The following is a 15,964-nucleotide window of genomic DNA, read 5'->3' on the forward strand; positions in this document are numbered from 1 at the left end:
CGCGGTGCGGTCGCGGCGGCCTCCGGCCCGCGGGTGCTCACCAGAGGGAACAGTGGGTGACCAGGTCCTCCGGCGTCGCCTCCCCGGGCCGCGGGACCGTCGTCGACGGCGGGAGCCGCACGCCGTCGTCCAGGTACGCCTCCAATGCGCCGAAGGCCGCGCGGTGGCACGGCGCCAGGGCACGCAGCCGGTGTGGATACGTGTCGACCAGCGCGTCGGTGTGTGTGCCGCCCGCGATCCGGTAGTACCGGTGCAGCGGGCCGCCGCCCCGCTCCCGGACCATCCGCGCGTAGGCGTCGGAGCTCTCCCGGATCGGCAGCAGCACGTCGAGCGTGCCGTGCACCGTCAGCAGCGGCTTGCCGATCTCCCCGGTGAGGCCGATGCGCTCGACCGCGTCGTGCACCGCTTCCGGCCTGCTCGCGTAGTCGTAATCGGCGTCACAGGCCGGGCTGCCCGGTTCGCAGAACGGGGTGCCCGCCTCGGCCTCCCCGTCGAAACCGGGGTCGATCTCCTCGCGGTAGATCCGCTGGGTGAGATCCCAGTAGTACCGGTAGTGGTACGGCCACAGGAACTCGGACCCCGCGGGGAACCCGGCGGCGAGCATCTCGTCGTGCGCCCGCCCGGACTCCGGGCCGCCGCCCGCGTACCGGGGGTAGGCCGACAACGCGCTCGGCAGGAAGTCGACCAGGTTCGGACCGTCCCCGGCCCAGAGCGTGCCCTCCCAGTCGACCCCGCCGTCGTAGAGCTCAGGGCGGTTCTCCAGTTGCCAACGCACCAGATAGCCACCATTGGACAGGCCGGTGACCAGGGTGCGGCGCGGCGGACGGTGGTAACGCTGGGCCACCACCGCCTTCGCGGCCCGGGTCAACTGCGTCACCCGGTGGTTCCACTCCGCGATCGCGTCGCCGGGCCGGTCACCGTCGGTGTAGAAGCGCAGTCCCGTGTTGCCCTTGTCGGTCGCGGCGAAGGCATAGCCCTTCGCCAGCACCCAGTCGGAGATCGCACGGTCGACGGCGTACTGCTCACGGTTGCCGGGCGAGCCGCTGACGACGAGGCCACCGTTCCACTCCGTCGGCAGCCGCAGGACGAACTGGGCGTCATGGTTCCGGGTGTGGAGACGCTTGTTTCCGGCCATCGCGGACCTCCTCACCTCGTCGTGAAGGCATCACGCTAGGCGTGTGTCGCGGGTGGGGCCATGTCGGGCGGGACCACATCGGGCGGTCCCGTTGTGGTGTCCGGCGCCATTCCCGGTGCCGGGCCGACGCCCTAGCGTTGCGCCGTCGAGGACGGACGACGCGGGAGGGTGTCATGCGCAGGCTGGGCACGGTGGCACTGGCGGTGGTGGTCGCGGGGGTCCTGCAGGTCCCCGCGGTGCTCGCCCACACGCCGCGGGAGGCGGACTGCGCGGGGCACGAGCGGATCCGGGTGCCCTCGGCAACACACCAGGTGTCGGCCTGTCTGAACGACCTCACCACGGCCGGGACGGTCCACAGCGGACATACCGACCCCGCCGACTGGGCCGGTCTGACCCAGGAGTCACTGCCCGTGCCCGACCCGGTGCCGGGGGTGCAGATCGACGGCTACTTCCCGGACGACTCGACGACCAACACCACCCACGGATGGGTTGCGCACACTGCTCCCCCTGCTCGCGACGGCGCTACTGTTGGGCACATCGGCGCAGGCCGCGGGCGCACGGTCGGACGGCATCACCGAGGTGCCGTCCTTCGGGTCCGACCCGGGCAACCTGCGCATGCTGGAATACGTGCCGGACGGTCTCGCCGAGGGCAGTCCGGTCGTGGTCGCCCTGCACGGGTGCGGCCAGAACGCCACCGGTTACGGCGTCGACTCCGGCTGGGTCGAACTGGCGCAGCGTCTCGGCTTCGCACTGGTCCTGCCGGAACAACGCGGCATCAACAACTACAACGGATGTTTCAACTGGTTCCAGTCCGCCGACACCACCCGCGGCTGGGGCGAAGTGGCCTCGATCGCGAGCATGGTGGAGCACACCGTGACCGGAACCGGAGCCGACCCGTCCCGGGTGTACGTCACCGGACTGTCCGCGGGCGGTGGCATGACGGCGGCCGTGCTCGCCACCTACCCCGAACGGTTCGCGGGCGGTGGTGTCGTCGCCGGTCTGCCCTACCGCTGCGCCTCCGCGCTCTACGAGGCCTACACCTGCATGAATCCCGGGAAGGACCTCACTCCCGAGCAGTGGGGCGACCGGGTCCGGGCGGCGAGTCCGCACACCGGTCCGTGGCCCACGATGACCGTGTGGCACGGCGACGCCGACTACACCGTCAGTGTGGCGAACCAGCGGGAACTCGTCGAACAGTGGACCGACGTGCACGGCACCGACACCACACCCGATCGGACCGGCACCGTCGCCGGGTACCCGCACGCGGTCTACACCGATGACCGGGGCAGCTCCGTGGTGGAGACGGTCACGGTGACCGGGATGGGACACGGCCAGCCCGTCGACCCGGGAACCGGGACGACCCGGTGCGGCCACACCGCGGCCCACATGCTGGACGTCGACGCCTGCACCGCCTGGTACCTCGCCGACACCTGGAACCTGACCTGACCCACCACCCCACGCCCGCGAGTCGACGCTCCCTGGCCGCGAGTTGACGTCACAGGCGCGCGAGTTGCCGTTACGGGTCCGGGACCGAGGACCCGCCCGGCCTCGTCGCGGACCATCCCTGGCCACCACGGGGGCGCCGATTCGCGGGTCTGGAGCGTCAACTCGCGGGCATGGGGTGGCGACTCGCGGGGGTGGGGTGGGTGGGTCAAGGGGTGAGCATGGGGGCTCGGAGGAGTTCCTCGGGGACGGCGAAGGCGTCGACCAGGGTGCGGGCGTGTGGGCGCAGGTCGGCGCAGAGCCGGTTCACGCCCGCCGAGACGGCCTTCGCCCGGCTGCCGCTGAGCCTGCCGTGTTCGAGGAACCACGCGCGGTCGGCTTCGACCGTGGACAGCACGTACAGGTCGCACACCCGGCCGAGCAGGTCGCGGGCGGCGTCGTCGGAACACCGGTCGACGGCGGCCACGAACGCCTCCAGCACCAGCCGGTCGACGTGTGCCCGGGCGGCGTGCAGCACGTGGTCCTGCGCGTCGTTGAACGCCGCGAACGCGTCGTCCCGCCCGGCGGACCGCAGGCGGCGGACGAGACCGTCCACAATGTGCTCCTCGCGGTCCTCGAACAGCTTGCACTGCCAGCCGCGGTCGAACACCACCTCGTCGTCGTCCCGCGCCGGGGTGGCCTCGACCAGGCGCTCGACCGCCTGTCGCGCCGCGGTGCGCTCGATCACCGTCCCCATGAACTGCTCGGCCACGAACCGCGCCGTCGCCAGTGGACTCAGGTCCTCGAACTGGTCCCTGTAGTTGGTCAGCAGGCTCTTGGCCACCAGTTGCAGCAGGACGGTGTTGTCCCCCTCGAACGTGGTGAACACGTCGGTGTCGGCCTTGAGCGTCGGCAGGATGTTCTCGCCGAGGTATCCCGCGCCACCGCACGCCTCGCGCGCGGCCTGGATCGCACCCGTCGCGTGCCAGGTGGCCACGGCTTTCAGGCCCGCCGCCCGGGATTCCAGCGCCCGCTGCCGGGTGGGGTCCACCTCGGTGGCGCTGTGCAGCTCGTCCAGCGCGGCCACCAGTTCCTCCTGCGCGAAGTGCAGGGCGTAGCTCGTGGCCACGGCGGGCAGCAGCCTGCGCTGGTGCGCCCGGTAGTCGAGGATCGTGACCTCGTCGCCGTCGGGGGCCTCGAACTGCCGTCGCCGCTCGGCGTAGCGCACCGCGAGTGCCAGCGCCCGCTTCGTCGCGTTCCCCGCGCTGCCCGCCACACTGACCCGGCCCCGCACGAGGGTGCCGAGCATGGTGAAGAACCGGCGGTTGTCACTGTCGATCGGACTGGTGTAGCTGCCGTCCGGGAGCACGTCACCGTAGCGGTTGAGCAGCGCCGTCCGCGGCACATGGACCCGGTCGAAGAGCAGCCGGCCGTTGTCGACGCCGTTGAGGCCGGCCTTGGGGCCGCAGTCGGAGATCGTCACCCCGTCGGCGGGACGCCCCTCGGCGTCCCGGATCGGCACCAGGAACGCATGCACCCCGTGCGAGCGCCCTTCGGTGACCAACTGGGCGAACACCACCGCCATGCGGCCGTCCCGGGCCGCGTTGCCGATGTAGTCCTTGCGCGCCGACTCCTCCGGGGTGTGCACCACGAACTCCCCCGCGTCGGCGTCGTAGGTCGCCGTGGTGCGCAGGTTCTGCACGTCCGAACCGTGTCCGGTCTCGGTCATGGCGAAACACCCGGGCAGGTCCAGGGACATGATCTCGCCCAGGTACCGCTCGTGGTGCCGTTCGGTGCCCAGCAGCTGCACGGCTCCCCCGAACAGCCCCCACTGCACCCCGGCCTTGACCATCAGGGAGAGGTCACCGAGACCGAGCATCTCGAAGGACACGACCGCGCCCCCGACGTCGCCCCCACCGCCCTGGGCGGGCGGGAAGCCGAGCCGGGGTTTGCCGGAGTCGGCCAACCGCCGCATCCGCTCGGCCGTCCGTGCCCGCTGCCCCTCGACGTCGAGCCCGGTCGCCACCTCGGGTTCGAGTGCGGCCAACTGCTCGCGGACGTCCCTGCGGACCGGGGCCCACCGGCCGTCGAGGACCTGAGTCAGTGCCTCCGTCAGTGCGTTCATAGATCAAGACTGCCGGAGCCCCGCGACGTCCGCAGCGTGCCCGGGCACCCGCGCCCCGGGCTCAGAGGCGGTCGAGCAGTTCCTCCGTGGTCGTCACCGGGCGGTCGCAGACATAGCCGTGACAGACGTAGGCCGCGGCCGAGCCGTCCACCAGCGGCCGGTCGGCCAGCAGCGGGACGCCCTCGGACTCGGGTGGGCCGCCCAGCACCACACCTCCGCCGTGGACGTCGTGCGCGGCCGTGGAGAGCAGCTCCGACCGCGCCTCGGCGTCCGGACCGACGACGGCGACCTGCACCGGACCGGCCGCCATGGCCTCGGCCACGGACAGCCAGTGCCCGGCGAACCGCGGGACCTGGGCCACCAGCGCCCCCGCCCGGCTCACCGCCTGCTCGGCCGCCGCCCGGTAGTCGCTCGCCTTCTCCGGCCCCACCAGGGCCGACGCCGTGAGCAGCGCCCCGGCCACCGTGGACGCGCCCGAGGGGCTGGCATTGTCGGTCGGGTCGGACGGCCGGTGCACCAGCGCCTCGGCGTCGTCGGCGGTGTCGTGGAAGGCGCCCGGGGTGTCGGCCACCGCGAACCGTTCCCGCGCGATGTCCAGCAGCCGGGTCGCCTCGAGCAGCCACACCGACTCGCCGGTGGCCTGGTGCAACGCCAGCAGGCCGTCGGCCAGACAGCCGTGGTCCTCCAGCACGCCGTTGGCGGCGCCGACCTCGCCGTTCCGCGAGCTGCGGCGCAACCGGCCGTCCACCAGGTGCCGGTCGAGCAGGTACGCCCCGGCCGACACGGCCGCGTCCACCCATTCCGGCCGGCGCAGCGCCGTCCCGGCCTCGGCCAGCGCCGTGATCGCCAGACCGTTCCATGCCGCGATCACCTTGTCGTCGCGGGCGGGCTGCGGCCGGGTGCCGCGCGCCTGAAACAGCGCCGTGCTCACCCGCAGCCAGCGTGCGGGGTCGTCCGGGTCATGCGGCAGGCGCAGCGTGGACGCACCCTTCTCGAAGGTGCCCTCCTCGGTGACGCCGAACAGCTCGGCGGCCCAGGCACCGTCCTCCGGCCCGAGCACCTCGACGAGCTGCTCCGGGGTCCACACGTACGTCAGGCCCTCGACACCGTCGGTGTCCGCGTCCAGCGACGCGGCGAACCCGCCCTCGGCGGTGCGCAGGTCCCGCAGCAGGAACTCGGCCGTCTCCCCCGCGACGCGCGTGGCGATCGCGGATCCCGTGCGCCGCGCGAGGTGCGCGTAGGCGCGCAACAGCAGCGCGTTGTCGTAGAGCATCTTCTCGAAGTGCGGGACGACCCACGCCACGTCGACGGAGTAGCGGGCGAACCCGCCCCCGAGCTGGTCGTAGATCCCGCCCCGGGCCATCCGCTCGGCGGTGAGCTCCACCAGTGACAGGGCCTCGGCGGAACCGGTGCGCTCGTGGTGGCGCAGCAGGAACTCCAGGACCATGGACGGCGGGAACTTCGGCGCGGTGCCGAACCCGCCGTTGGCCGGGTCGGCCTCCTGCCGCAGCTTCGCCACCGCCGACGACAGGGCCTGCTCGTCGACCGGATGCTCGGACAGCGGCCCGGTCTGCTCGGCGATGTGCGTGACGATCCGGCCCGCGCCCTCGACGAGTTCGTCCCTGCGCTCGGTCCACGCCTGCGTGACGGCGGTCAGCACCTGGACGAACGAGGGCAGTCCGTGCTTCGAGACCGGCGGGTAGTAGGTACCGCAGTGGAACGGCTCACCGTCGGGGGTGAGGAAACACGTCATCGGCCAGCCGCCCTGGCCGGTCATCGCCTGGGTCGCCGTCATGTACACGGCGTCGATGTCCGGGCGCTCCTCGCGGTCCACCTTGATGTTGACGAAGTGTTCGTTCATGTAGGCCGCGGTGTCCGCGTCCGAGAACGACTCGTGCGCCATGACGTGGCACCAGTGACAGGCGGCGTAGCCGATGGACAGCAGGATCGGCACGTCCCGCTGCCGTGCCTCGGCGAGCGCCTCCGGGCACCAGGGCCACCAGTCCACCGGGTTGTCGGCGTGTTGGAGCAGGTACGGCGAGGTCGCGGTGGCTAGGCGGTTCACCCCTCCAGCGTCTCACACCGGAAAACCCGGTGCCGTCATCCGACAGGCCGGTCCGACGGGCCCGCCCGCACCACGATCGGGACCGGGCGAGCGCGTCGGATCCGGTTCACTCCCGGCCGGTGGCCGCGGCCTCCTCCGCGCCGCCGACCGGTCCCCCGGCGCCACCCGGGGCGCCGTCCGCCGTGGTGTCGGTGGAGTCCGCGGTGTCGGTGGAGTCCGTGGCACCGGCGGTGTCGGTGTCGTCGGCCGGGTCCCCGTCGCCGGCCCTGTCGCCCTCGCCGTCGAACGACGCGGGCACGCGCTTGAGGTGCTTGGTCATCGAACGCACGAGGAAGACCACGGCGATGAGGAAGACCAGCAGCAGCAACAGGCCCACGGGCGAGGACTTGCCGAAGTCCGCCCCCTCGCCACCGGGCTGGGACTGCGCCAGGAATACCTCGGCCGAGGTGACCGGCGCCACCGTGGCGGCGGGTAGTGCCGTGAGCACGTCCGGCGTCATGTCGTCATCCTCTCTCGCACCCCCGCGAACAGATCGTCCTCCGGCAACGTCGTGTCGACGAGGGACCGTGCCAGTTCGTACTCCTCGGTCGGCCACAGCCGCCGCTGGATGTCCAGCGGCACGGCGAACCAGCGGCTGTTCGGGTCGATCTGCGTGGCGTGCGCACGCAGGGCGTCGTCCCGGACGTCGAAGTGGTCACCACACGGTACCTGCGTGGTGACCCGCTCCATGACGTCGGGCTTGTCCGGATCCCACCTGCTCAGCCACTCGGCGTAGGGCGACTCGAGCCCCCGTTCGACGAGGGCCTCGTGGAAAGCGGTGAACTTCGCGCGGGAGAAGCCGTGCGAGTAGTACAGCTTCAGCGGCTGCCACGGCGCGCCCGCCTCCGGGAAACGGTCCGGGTCGGGTGCCGCGTCCCAGGCGGCCATCGACACCTCGTGGCAGCGGATGTGGTCCGGGTGTGGATAGCCACCGGTCTCGTCGTAGGTGGTCACCACGTGCGGCCGGAACTCCCGGATCACCTGCACCAGCTTCTCCACCGGCCCGTCGAGGGGGATCCGCGCGAACGAGCCCTCGGGCAGCGGGGGCGGTGGGTCGCCCTCGGGCAGGCCGGAGTCGACGAAACCCAGCCAGCGGTGTCGCACGCCGAGGATCTTGGCGGCCCGGGCCATCTCCTCGCGGCGCAGCCGCGTCATGTTCTCGTGGACCTCCGGCTTGTCCATCGCCGGATTGAGCACGCTGCCCGCTTCTCCCCCGGTGCAGGTCACCACCATGACGTCGTGGCCCTCGGCGACGTAGCGGGCCATCGTGGCCGCGCCCTTGCTGGACTCGTCGTCGGGGTGCGCGTGCACCGCCATCAGCCGCAACCCCGCGTCCGTCCTGTCAGCGCTCATCCCGTCGGCTCCCATGTCCCGTCCGGTTCCTTTCCGCTCACCGTCGTCGTGCCTGCGCACCGTGTCGGCCGTCCGTGCCCACACGCCCCGTCGGCCGTCCGTGCCCACGAACTGCCGGGCCGGACCCCCTGGCGTCCGCCCGTACGCCTACACGGATACTCAACACACGAGGCAGCTCTTTTCATTCTCCCCGCCGTACCGACACGAATCCCGGAGGCCTGGTTGAACAGCGCGGAGAACGGGCCGACCGGCCCCGGCGCCGCCGGGCAGGCACCCGGCGGCGGACCGTCCCGGGCGACCGCGGACGGCGACGACGACCTCACGCACCGGCGCCCCCCACGGTGGCGGCGGTGGGTCCTCGTCGCGCTCGCGCTGGTCGCGGGCACCGCGGCGACCTACTTCGGCTACACCACCCTCGCCGTGACCCCCATCGAGGGGCAGCGGGTGGCGTTCACGGAACGCCCCGGCAACGCCATGGAGGTCACCGTGGACGTCCTCCGCACCGAACCCACGCGGCCCGGGGTCTGCATCGTCCGCGTGCGGGACTCCTCCGGCGCGGAGAGCGGCCGGAGGGAGATGTACGCCCCGCCCGGCCGGGAGCGGCTCACGACGGTGGTGCACAGCAACGGGCGACCGGTGACGGCGGACGTCATCGGGTGCTCGTACAATGTGCCGGAATACCTGTCAACCTCCGAGCGGCCAACGGGGTGAAATCCGCGCCGAGTGCGCGTACCCCCTGAGCGAACAGGGACCGCCGGGGCCCGCTTCGTGCTATCCTGGTCTCAACGGCACGGCCCGCACGGGCCGTGTCTTTCCTTTATTACCAGCCACGACGGCGTGGCGCCGGCTTGTACACCCAGGCTCGGCAGGCGCTAGAAGGAGATGGTGACCGTGAGCGAAGCCAAGGTGACCTGGCTGACCCAGGATGCCTACGACAGGCTCAAGAACGAGCTCGACGAGCTGATCGAGAATCGTCCGGTCATCGCAGCGAAGATCAACGCCAGCCGGGAAGAGGGCGACCTGAAGGAGAACGGTGGCTATCACGCCGCCCGGGAGGAACAGGGTCAGCAGGAAGCCCGAATCCGGCACCTACAGGAGTTGCTTCGCACCGCGAAGGTCGGCGAGGCGCCCAAGGACGACGGCATCGCCGAGCCGGGAATGGTGCTGACGGTGCGGTACGACGGTGACGAGGACGACGAGGAGACCTTCCTGCTCGCCACCCGCGAAGAGGGCGGTGAGGGCGCCGTCGAGACGTACTCGCCGGAGTCGCCGCTCGGCAAGGCGTTGTTGGGCGCCAAGGAGGGCGAGGCCCGCGAATACGTGCTGCCGAACGGCGGCACGCAGAAGGTCACCCTGGTCAAGGCGGTGCCCTACACCTCGTGAGGCCGCACGACCCGGCGGACCGGTGAAGCCGGTCCGCACGTGGTTCCGCCGTCACGACACCCGTCCACCCGGCCGGTCCGGCCGGGGAACAACATCCCGAAACCACGGGTCGGTACCCACGCGCGTCCGTGGGCGCGTCCGGAGTCCGGAGGCGCCCACTCCCCGGTGCGGGTACCGGCCCGTGCGTGTCGGGGCGTTCTGCACGGTCACTCCTGCGCGATCCGTTCGAGCAGGGGGCGCACGCGGGGCGGCACCGGCGTGGACAGGGCGATCGAGGTCGCCGTTCGGCGTACTCCCGCCACGCCGACGACCTCGTCGATCACCCGCTGGAGGTCGTCGTTGGACCGCGCGACGAGGCGGACGAACAGGTCCCCCTGGCCGGTCGTCGCGTGGACCTCGCACACCTCGTCGATCGCGGCCAGGGCGGCCGCGACCTCGGCACGGTGTCCCTGCGCGATCTCCAGCACGGCGAACGCGGTCAACCCGTACCCCATCTCGGCCAGGTCGAGCTCCGGGGGGAATCCGGTGAGCACGCCCGCGGCGGTGAGCCGGTCGAGCCGGGCCTGCACGGTGCCGCGCGCCACCCCCAACCTGCGCGCGCACTCCAGCACGCCGAGACGTGGCGCGTCGGTCAGCAGCAACAGCAACCGCGCGTCCAACGAGTCCAGCCTCATGCGCACCTCCTGCACAAGTTGTCCAGTCTGATCACCCGAATGCCAATTCGACTGCGCAGACTGACCAGTACGAGCGTCGACTGTTGCTCAGTATGCCCTCCCCGCGCATGCTCTCGGGCATGGCCAACCCAGCACTCGACGACGTCAGTTACGACCAGCTACGCCAACTCGTCGGCCTGGTCGACCACGACCTGTCGACCGACCCGTTCCCCGTCACCGCGATGGACGCGGTCGTGTTCACCGTCGGCAACGCCACGCAGACCGCGTGGTGGTACCAGTCCGCCTTCGGCATGGAGCTCGTCGCCTACTCGGGCCCGGAGACCGGCAACCACGACCACAAGTCGTTCGTGCTGAAGTCCGGCTCGGCGCGGTTCGTGGTGAACGGTGGGGTCCGTCCCGACTCGCCGCTGCTCGACCACCACCGCAGGCACGGCGACGGGGTCACCGACCTCGCCCTCGAGGTGTCCGATGTGGACAAGTGTGTGACGCACGCCCGTGCCCAGGGGGCGACGGTGCTCGAGGAACCGCACGACGTCTCGGACGAGGCCGGGACCGTGCGCAGGGCGGCGATCGCCACCTACGGTGAGACGCGGCACTCGCTGATCGACCGCTCGCGCTACTCGGGTCCCTACCTGCCCGGCTACGAGGCACGGACCCGCACGGTCCCGCGGCCGGAGGGTGCCCCGCGTCGCCTGTTCCAGGCTGTCGACCACTGCGTGGGCAACGTCGAGATGGGCCGGATGGACGAGTGGGTGGACTTCTACCACCGCATCATGGGCTTCGTGAACATGGCGGAGTTCGTCGGCGACGACATCGCCACCGAGTACTCGGCCCTGATGAGCAAGGTGGTCTCGAACGGCAACCACCGGGTGAAGTTCCCGCTCAACGAGCCGGCCGTGGGCAAGAAGCGGTCGCAGATCGACGAGTTCCTGGACTTCTACGGCGACTCCGGGTGTCAGCACATCGCGCTGGCGACCAACGACATCATCGCCACGGTGACCGCGATGCGCGAGGCCGGGGTGCAGTTCCTCGCCACGCCGGACAGCTACTACGACGACCCGGAGCTGCGGGCGCGGATCGGCGAGGTGCGGGTGCCGATCGAGACGTTGAAGGAGCACGGCATCCTCGTCGACCGGGACGAGGACGGCTACCTGCTGCAGATCTTCACCAAGCCGATCGGTGACCGGCCCACCGTGTTCTACGAGCTGATCGAGCGCCACGGTTCGCTCGGCTTCGGCAAGGGCAACTTCAAGGCCCTCTTCGAGGCCATCGAGCGCGAACAGGAGCGCCGCGGCAACCTCTGACGCGGGCCGGATCGTGCCGTGCGGGGCACTTTCCCCGCGTCAGGTGCCGTGAGGGGCACATCCGCTGCGTCACGCGCAGGGAACGTGCCCTTCACGGCACCACCCGGCGTGGTCAGAACATGACCGTGAAGCCGGCGCGTTGGAGTTGGGCGGCGACGGTCTCGCAGTGGTCGGGGCCGCGGGTCTCCAGCTTCAGCGCGATCTCGACCTCGCCCATCGCGAGGCGGCCCGAGATCCTGGAGTGCTCGACGTCGAGCACGTTCGCCCCGAGTTCGCTCACCCGGGAGAGCACACTCACCAACGAACCCGGCCGGTCCGGCACGCACAGCCGCAGGTGGAGGTAGCGTCCCGCCGCCGTCATGCCGTGCTGGATGATCTGCAACAGCAGCAACGGGTCGACGTTGCCACCGGAGAGCACGGCGACGACGGGCGGTTCGAACATCTTCTCGTGTTCGAGCAACGCGGCCACGGCGGCGGCCCCGGCAGGCTCGACCACGAGCTTGCGCCGCTCCAGACACTGCAGCACCGCGCGGGACAGCGACTCCTCCCCCACGGTCACCACGTCGTCCACGAGCGAGTTCACGTGCGCGAAGCTGACCGGGCCGGGCTCGCCCACCGCGATACCGTCGGCCATCGTCTGCGTCCGTTCGAGCCGCACCGGCCCCCCGCTCGCCAGCGAGCGCGGGAAGGCCGCGGCCTCCTCCGCCTGCACCCCGACGACGTGGACATCCGGCCGCTCCGCCTTGACCGCCGCGGCGACACCACCGACGAGACCACCACCGCCCGTCGCGACCAGCACCGTGGCCACCTCGGGAAGCTGCTCCAGGATCTCCAGGCCCACGGTGCCCTGTCCCGCGATGATGTCCGGGTGGTCGAACGGGTGGATGAACACCGCTCCGGTGCGCTCGGCGAACGCCTTCGCCTCGGCGAGGGTCTCCTCCAGCACCGCACCGTGCAGATGGACCTCCGCCCCGTAACCACGGGTGGCCGCGAGCTTCGGTAACGGCGCGCGTTCGGGCATGAACACCGTCGCCTTCGTGTCCAGCAGCGATGCGGCGAGCGCGACGCCCTGGGCGTGATTGCCCGCGCTGGCCGCGACGACACCACGGGCCCGTTCGGCCTCGCTCAGCCCGTGGATGCGGGCGTAGGCGCCTCTGATCTTGAAGGATCCGGTGCGTTGCAGATTCTCGCACTTGAGGTGCACCGGCCCTCCGTGCGCGGATTCGAGGTCGCGTGCGTGTTCCATCGGCGTGTTGCGCACGACGGTCGACAGCAACTGCCTCGTCTCGCGGATTGTGTCCACGCTGACAAGTCCCATGCCCGCGATGATGTCACCGCCGACCGGATCACGACGAGGTTACGCACACGGTCCGGATCACGATTGGGTAAGCTTGTGCCGCGTCGGTCGCCCTGCGCGGTCACGGGGAACACTGCGGGGGACGGAGTACCGGGGCGCGGCCTCCGGTACTCCCGGTGACGGCGACACAGAACCCGATCGAGTGAGGGAGACACCATGGGACGGGCGAGTACCGCATCCGCGTCGGGTTCCGCCGGTGTCCTGCCGTTGCTCGCCGGCGTGCTCTCGGCCATGACCCTGACCGGCGCCGCCGTGTACACCGTCGCGGAGGCACCGTGCGAGCCCGCCCGGTACACGGAGCAGGACGGCGCCGTCACGCTCGTGGGCGGGTGCGTCGATGCCGCGGACCTGCACGAGGACGACGTCGTCCGCGACCACGACCGCCCCGCCCTGCCGGGACTACCCCCGGAGAGCTACCGCCCGTGACGCCGCGAAGGCCCCCTTCACTGCGCCTGGTGCCGTGAAGGACCCCTTCACTGCGCCTGGTGCCGTGAAGGACCCCTTCACTGCCTGTGACGCAGCGAAGGAGTCCTTCACGGCACAACGCCGGCACCCGCGGGGGGTCAGTGTGTGTCGAGGGCGGAGCGGAGGTCGGCCAGGAGGTCGTGCGGGTCCTCGATGCCGACCGACAGGCGGACCAGGGACGGGGGCACCTGGAGGGTCGAGTCGGCGACGCTGGCGTGCGTCATCCGGCCCGGGTGCTCGACCAGCGACTCGACACCGCCCAGCGACTCCGCGAGGACGAACAACTTCGTGGCCGCGGCCGTGTCCAGCGCGGCCTGTTCGCCGTCGACGTGGGTGAACGACACCATGCCGCCGAAGCGCCGCATCTGCTTGGCCGCCAGCGCGTGCCCCGGGTGTTCGGCCAGCCCCGGGTAGTACACGCGGTCCACCTTCGGATGCACCGACAGTGCCTCGGCGATCAGCTCGGCGTTGGCGCAGTGACGTTCCATCCGCACGGCGAGCGTCTTCAGCCCGCGCAGGGTCAGCCAGGCGTCGAACGCGCCGGGCACCGCGCCCGCCGAGTTCCGGAGGAAGAACAACTGCTCGCGCAGCTCGTCGGAGTGGGTCATCACCGCGCCGCCGACGACGTCCGAGTGGCCGCCGAGGTACTTGGTGGTGGAGTGCACCACCACGTCCGCCCCGAGTTCCAGCGGTGTCTGCAGGTACGGGGTCGCGAAGGTGTTGTCCACGACCACGCGGGCGCCGCTGACATGGGCGATCTCGGACAACGCGCCGATGTCGGCGATCCCGAGCAACGGGTTGGTGGGCGACTCGCACCAGATCAGCTTGGTCTCCGGGCGGATCGCGGAGCGGACCTCGTCCAGGTCGGACAGGGACGCGACGCTGTAGTGGATGCCCCACCCGGTCAGCACCTTGTCGATGAGCCGGAAGGTGCCGCCGTAGACGTCGTTGCCGAGCACCAGGTGATCACCCGGACGCAGCGCCGTCCGCAACACCGCGTCGCTGGCGGCCATCCCGGAGGAGAAGGCCAGCGCGTGCCGACCGCCCTCCAGGGCGGCCAGCGCCTCCTCCAGCGCGCTCCGGGTCGGGTTGGCCGTACGCGAGTACTCGTAGTCCCCCTCGCGGGTACCGCCCACCCCGTCCTGTGCGTAGGTGGAGGTCTGGTAGATCGGCACGATGACCGACCCGGTGCGGGGATCGGGCTCCTGACCGGCGTGGATGGCGCGCGTCTCGAAGCCGTAGTCGGCGGGGTCTGCAACCATGCCCACAGCCTACGGCGGGCCCCCGGCACACGCCGCCGTGGATCGGCGAACCGGGCCCGACACACGACGGGCCGTGGAGCGACGGCTCACCCGTTCCGTCACCCCACGGCCCCGTGGCGCCGGGTCAGACCCGTCACGCCTGCGAGATCACCACCGGCGTCGCACCACTGCGGCGGCTCACCACTGCGGCGGCTGGCCCGGCTGCTGCCCGAATCCGCCCTGCTGTTGCTGCTGCGGCGGCTGCCCGTACTGGCTGGGCTGCCCGGGCTGGGCGAACCCGCCACTGCCCGGGTACTGCCCGCCCGGCTGGGCGAACCCGCCGCTGCCGGGGTACTGGCCACCAGGCTGCTGCGGCGGCTGTCCCGGCTGCGCGAACCCGCCGCTACCGGGGTACTGACCGCCCGGCTGCTGCTGGGGCGGCTGCCCGAACTGGCCCGGCTGGCCGGGCTGGGCGAACCCGCCACTGCCCGGGTACTGACCGCCCGGCTGGGGCTGCCCGAACTGCCCCGGCTGGCCGTACAGTCCCGGCTGCCCGAACTGGCCCGGCTGCCCGAACTGGCCCGGCTGCCCGAATCCGCCCGAGCCACCACGGCCTCCCTGACCGCCATCGAGACCCAAGAGTGCCGCGGTCGGAGGCACGAAGGCGAGGACACCGACGACGAGGACCGGGATGCCCACGAGCAGGTACAAAAGGCCCGCGCCGAGACTCGGCGCGCCTCCCGCGCCGGCTGGGAGCCCGTGATCGTCCGAGATGCTCGTGCCGACCATCAGAAGAATCCCGAACACAATGAGCAGCACACCGCCGGCTGCGGTGGCAGCCGCGGCGACCGTCCGGAGCGCCTTACTCAGCTTGCTCGCCAACGCCGAGAGCACCCCGCCCGCCATCGCCGCGACCGCCCCGACCATCACCATGATGATGTAGAACGTCAGAGTTCCGGGGGACGCGACGCCGAGCTGGTCGAGAGCCTGGTCGACCTGCTCCTGAGGTATTCCCTCGAGTCGGTCCGCGTACTTGTTGATATCGGACAGGTCGAGGAAAGTGATGATCAGCGACACCACGCCCAGCAGCGCGACGACGCCACCGACGATCATGCCGATGATCTGCTTGCTCCCGCCGCCGCCCTGGCCGGGCGCGCCGTACCCGGGGCCGCCGAAGCCGGGGGGCTGAGCGCCGAACTGTCCCGGCGGGGGTCCACCGAAGCCGCCCTGGCCCTGCGACGGGTCGAAACCGCCGGGTTGCCCGAAGCCCTGCGGCGGCTGCTGGCCCGGTGCGCCGAAACCACCGGGTGCCTGCTGCCCGAACCCGCCCGGGGCACCCTGCGGCTGGCCGAACCCGCCCGGGGCACCCTGCGACGGGTCGAAACCACCCGGCGCGCCCTG

14 protein-coding genes and 1 pseudogene are annotated in these 15,964 nt (G+C 71.4%); 6 read left to right on the plus strand and 9 right to left on the minus strand.

The features are described 5' to 3' along the window. Positions 1-37: 37 nt before the first annotated feature. On the minus strand, positions 38-1,135 hold the full coding sequence (locus tag SACPADRAFT_RS0216320) for a 3-hydroxybutyrate oligomer hydrolase family protein (RefSeq protein WP_007023316.1): 1,098 nt from the start codon (positions 1,133-1,135) through the stop codon (positions 38-40). Between the two features lie 173 nt (positions 1,136-1,308). On the opposite strand from SACPADRAFT_RS0216320, the pseudogene SACPADRAFT_RS34075 reads away from it, so the two are divergent. Together SACPADRAFT_RS34075 and SACPADRAFT_RS0216325 are read left to right on the plus strand one after the other, a co-directional pair. After that, positions 1,309-1,623, plus strand: a pseudogene (locus SACPADRAFT_RS34075) (tannase/feruloyl esterase family alpha/beta hydrolase); the annotation flags it as partial. A 1-nt stretch (position 1,624) separates the two neighbouring features. After that, on the plus strand, positions 1,625-2,581 hold the full coding sequence (locus SACPADRAFT_RS0216325; RefSeq protein ID WP_007023317.1) for an extracellular catalytic domain type 1 short-chain-length polyhydroxyalkanoate depolymerase: 957 nt from the start codon (positions 1,625-1,627) through the stop codon (positions 2,579-2,581). Positions 2,582-2,786: 205 nt separating this feature from the next. Here the strand turns inward: SACPADRAFT_RS0216325 and SACPADRAFT_RS0216330 are convergent, their stop codons facing one another. The 4 genes from SACPADRAFT_RS0216330 to mca all read right to left on the minus strand — a co-directional run bounded on the left by SACPADRAFT_RS0216330 (position 2,787) and on the right by mca (position 8,139). Next, positions 2,787-4,682 (minus strand): acyl-CoA dehydrogenase family protein, encoded by a 1,896-nt coding sequence (locus SACPADRAFT_RS0216330; RefSeq protein ID WP_007023318.1) that lies wholly within the window; start codon positions 4,680-4,682, stop codon positions 2,787-2,789. A gap of 61 nt (positions 4,683-4,743) precedes the next feature. Next, on the minus strand, positions 4,744-6,747 hold the full coding sequence (locus SACPADRAFT_RS0216335) for a thioredoxin domain-containing protein (protein ID WP_007023319.1): 2,004 nt from the start codon (positions 6,745-6,747) through the stop codon (positions 4,744-4,746). A gap of 106 nt (positions 6,748-6,853) precedes the next feature. After that, positions 6,854-7,246, minus strand: a complete 393-nt coding sequence (locus tag SACPADRAFT_RS34080; protein WP_007023320.1) for a hypothetical protein — start codon at positions 7,244-7,246, stop codon at positions 6,854-6,856. Continuing rightward, the gene (gene mca / locus SACPADRAFT_RS0216345) at positions 7,243-8,139 is read right to left on the minus strand and encodes a mycothiol conjugate amidase Mca (protein ID WP_007023321.1); all 897 of its coding nucleotides are present in this window, start codon (positions 8,137-8,139) and stop codon (positions 7,243-7,245) included. The genes SACPADRAFT_RS34080 and mca overlap by 4 nt, the downstream gene beginning before the upstream one ends. Before the next feature lie 222 nt (positions 8,140-8,361). Here mca and SACPADRAFT_RS0216350 point away from each other — a divergent pair, with 222 nt between their 5' ends. Together SACPADRAFT_RS0216350 and greA are read left to right on the plus strand one after the other, a co-directional pair. Beyond that, positions 8,362-8,850: a DUF4307 domain-containing protein gene (locus SACPADRAFT_RS0216350; protein WP_007023322.1), complete on the plus strand. Its 489-nt coding sequence runs from the start codon at positions 8,362-8,364 to the stop codon at positions 8,848-8,850. A gap of 174 nt (positions 8,851-9,024) precedes the next feature. Further along, on the plus strand, positions 9,025-9,522 hold the full coding sequence (gene greA / locus SACPADRAFT_RS0216355; RefSeq protein ID WP_028662514.1) for a transcription elongation factor GreA: 498 nt from the start codon (positions 9,025-9,027) through the stop codon (positions 9,520-9,522). 206 nt (positions 9,523-9,728) lie between these two features. Here the strand turns inward: greA and SACPADRAFT_RS0216360 are convergent, their stop codons facing one another. Next, positions 9,729-10,196, minus strand: coding sequence for an Lrp/AsnC family transcriptional regulator (locus SACPADRAFT_RS0216360; protein ID WP_007023324.1), 468 nt, complete (start codon positions 10,194-10,196; stop codon positions 9,729-9,731). 119 nt (positions 10,197-10,315) lie between these two features. Between SACPADRAFT_RS0216360 and hppD the strand changes: the two genes are divergently transcribed. After that, positions 10,316-11,500, plus strand: a complete 1,185-nt coding sequence (hppD, locus tag SACPADRAFT_RS0216365) for a 4-hydroxyphenylpyruvate dioxygenase (RefSeq protein ID WP_028662515.1) — start codon at positions 10,316-10,318, stop codon at positions 11,498-11,500. 112 nt (positions 11,501-11,612) lie between these two features. Here the strand turns inward: hppD and ilvA are convergent, their stop codons facing one another. Beyond that, entirely contained in the window at positions 11,613-12,818 is a 1,206-nt protein-coding gene (gene ilvA, locus SACPADRAFT_RS0216370; RefSeq protein ID WP_007023326.1) for a threonine ammonia-lyase, read from the minus strand. A 195-nt stretch (positions 12,819-13,013) separates the two neighbouring features. Here ilvA and SACPADRAFT_RS0216375 point away from each other — a divergent pair, with 195 nt between their 5' ends. Beyond that, entirely contained in the window at positions 13,014-13,283 is a 270-nt protein-coding gene (locus SACPADRAFT_RS0216375; RefSeq protein ID WP_007023327.1) for a hypothetical protein, read from the plus strand. Positions 13,284-13,420: 137 nt separating this feature from the next. Here SACPADRAFT_RS0216375 and SACPADRAFT_RS0216380 read toward each other — a convergent pair whose 3' ends face one another. After that, complete coding sequence (locus SACPADRAFT_RS0216380; protein ID WP_007023328.1) at positions 13,421-14,584, minus strand: cystathionine gamma-synthase; 1,164 nt, start codon at positions 14,582-14,584, stop codon at positions 13,421-13,423. 177 nt (positions 14,585-14,761) lie between these two features. Next, positions 14,762-15,964, minus strand: a 1,203-nt coding sequence (locus SACPADRAFT_RS28235; RefSeq protein WP_051442488.1) for a hypothetical protein, incomplete at its 5' end; no start/stop codon positions are given.

Origin of the sequence: Saccharomonospora iraqiensis subsp. paurometabolica YIM 90007, assembly GCF_000231035.2 — a bacterium.
Taxonomy (GTDB): domain Bacteria; phylum Actinomycetota; class Actinomycetes; order Mycobacteriales; family Pseudonocardiaceae; genus Saccharomonospora; species Saccharomonospora paurometabolica.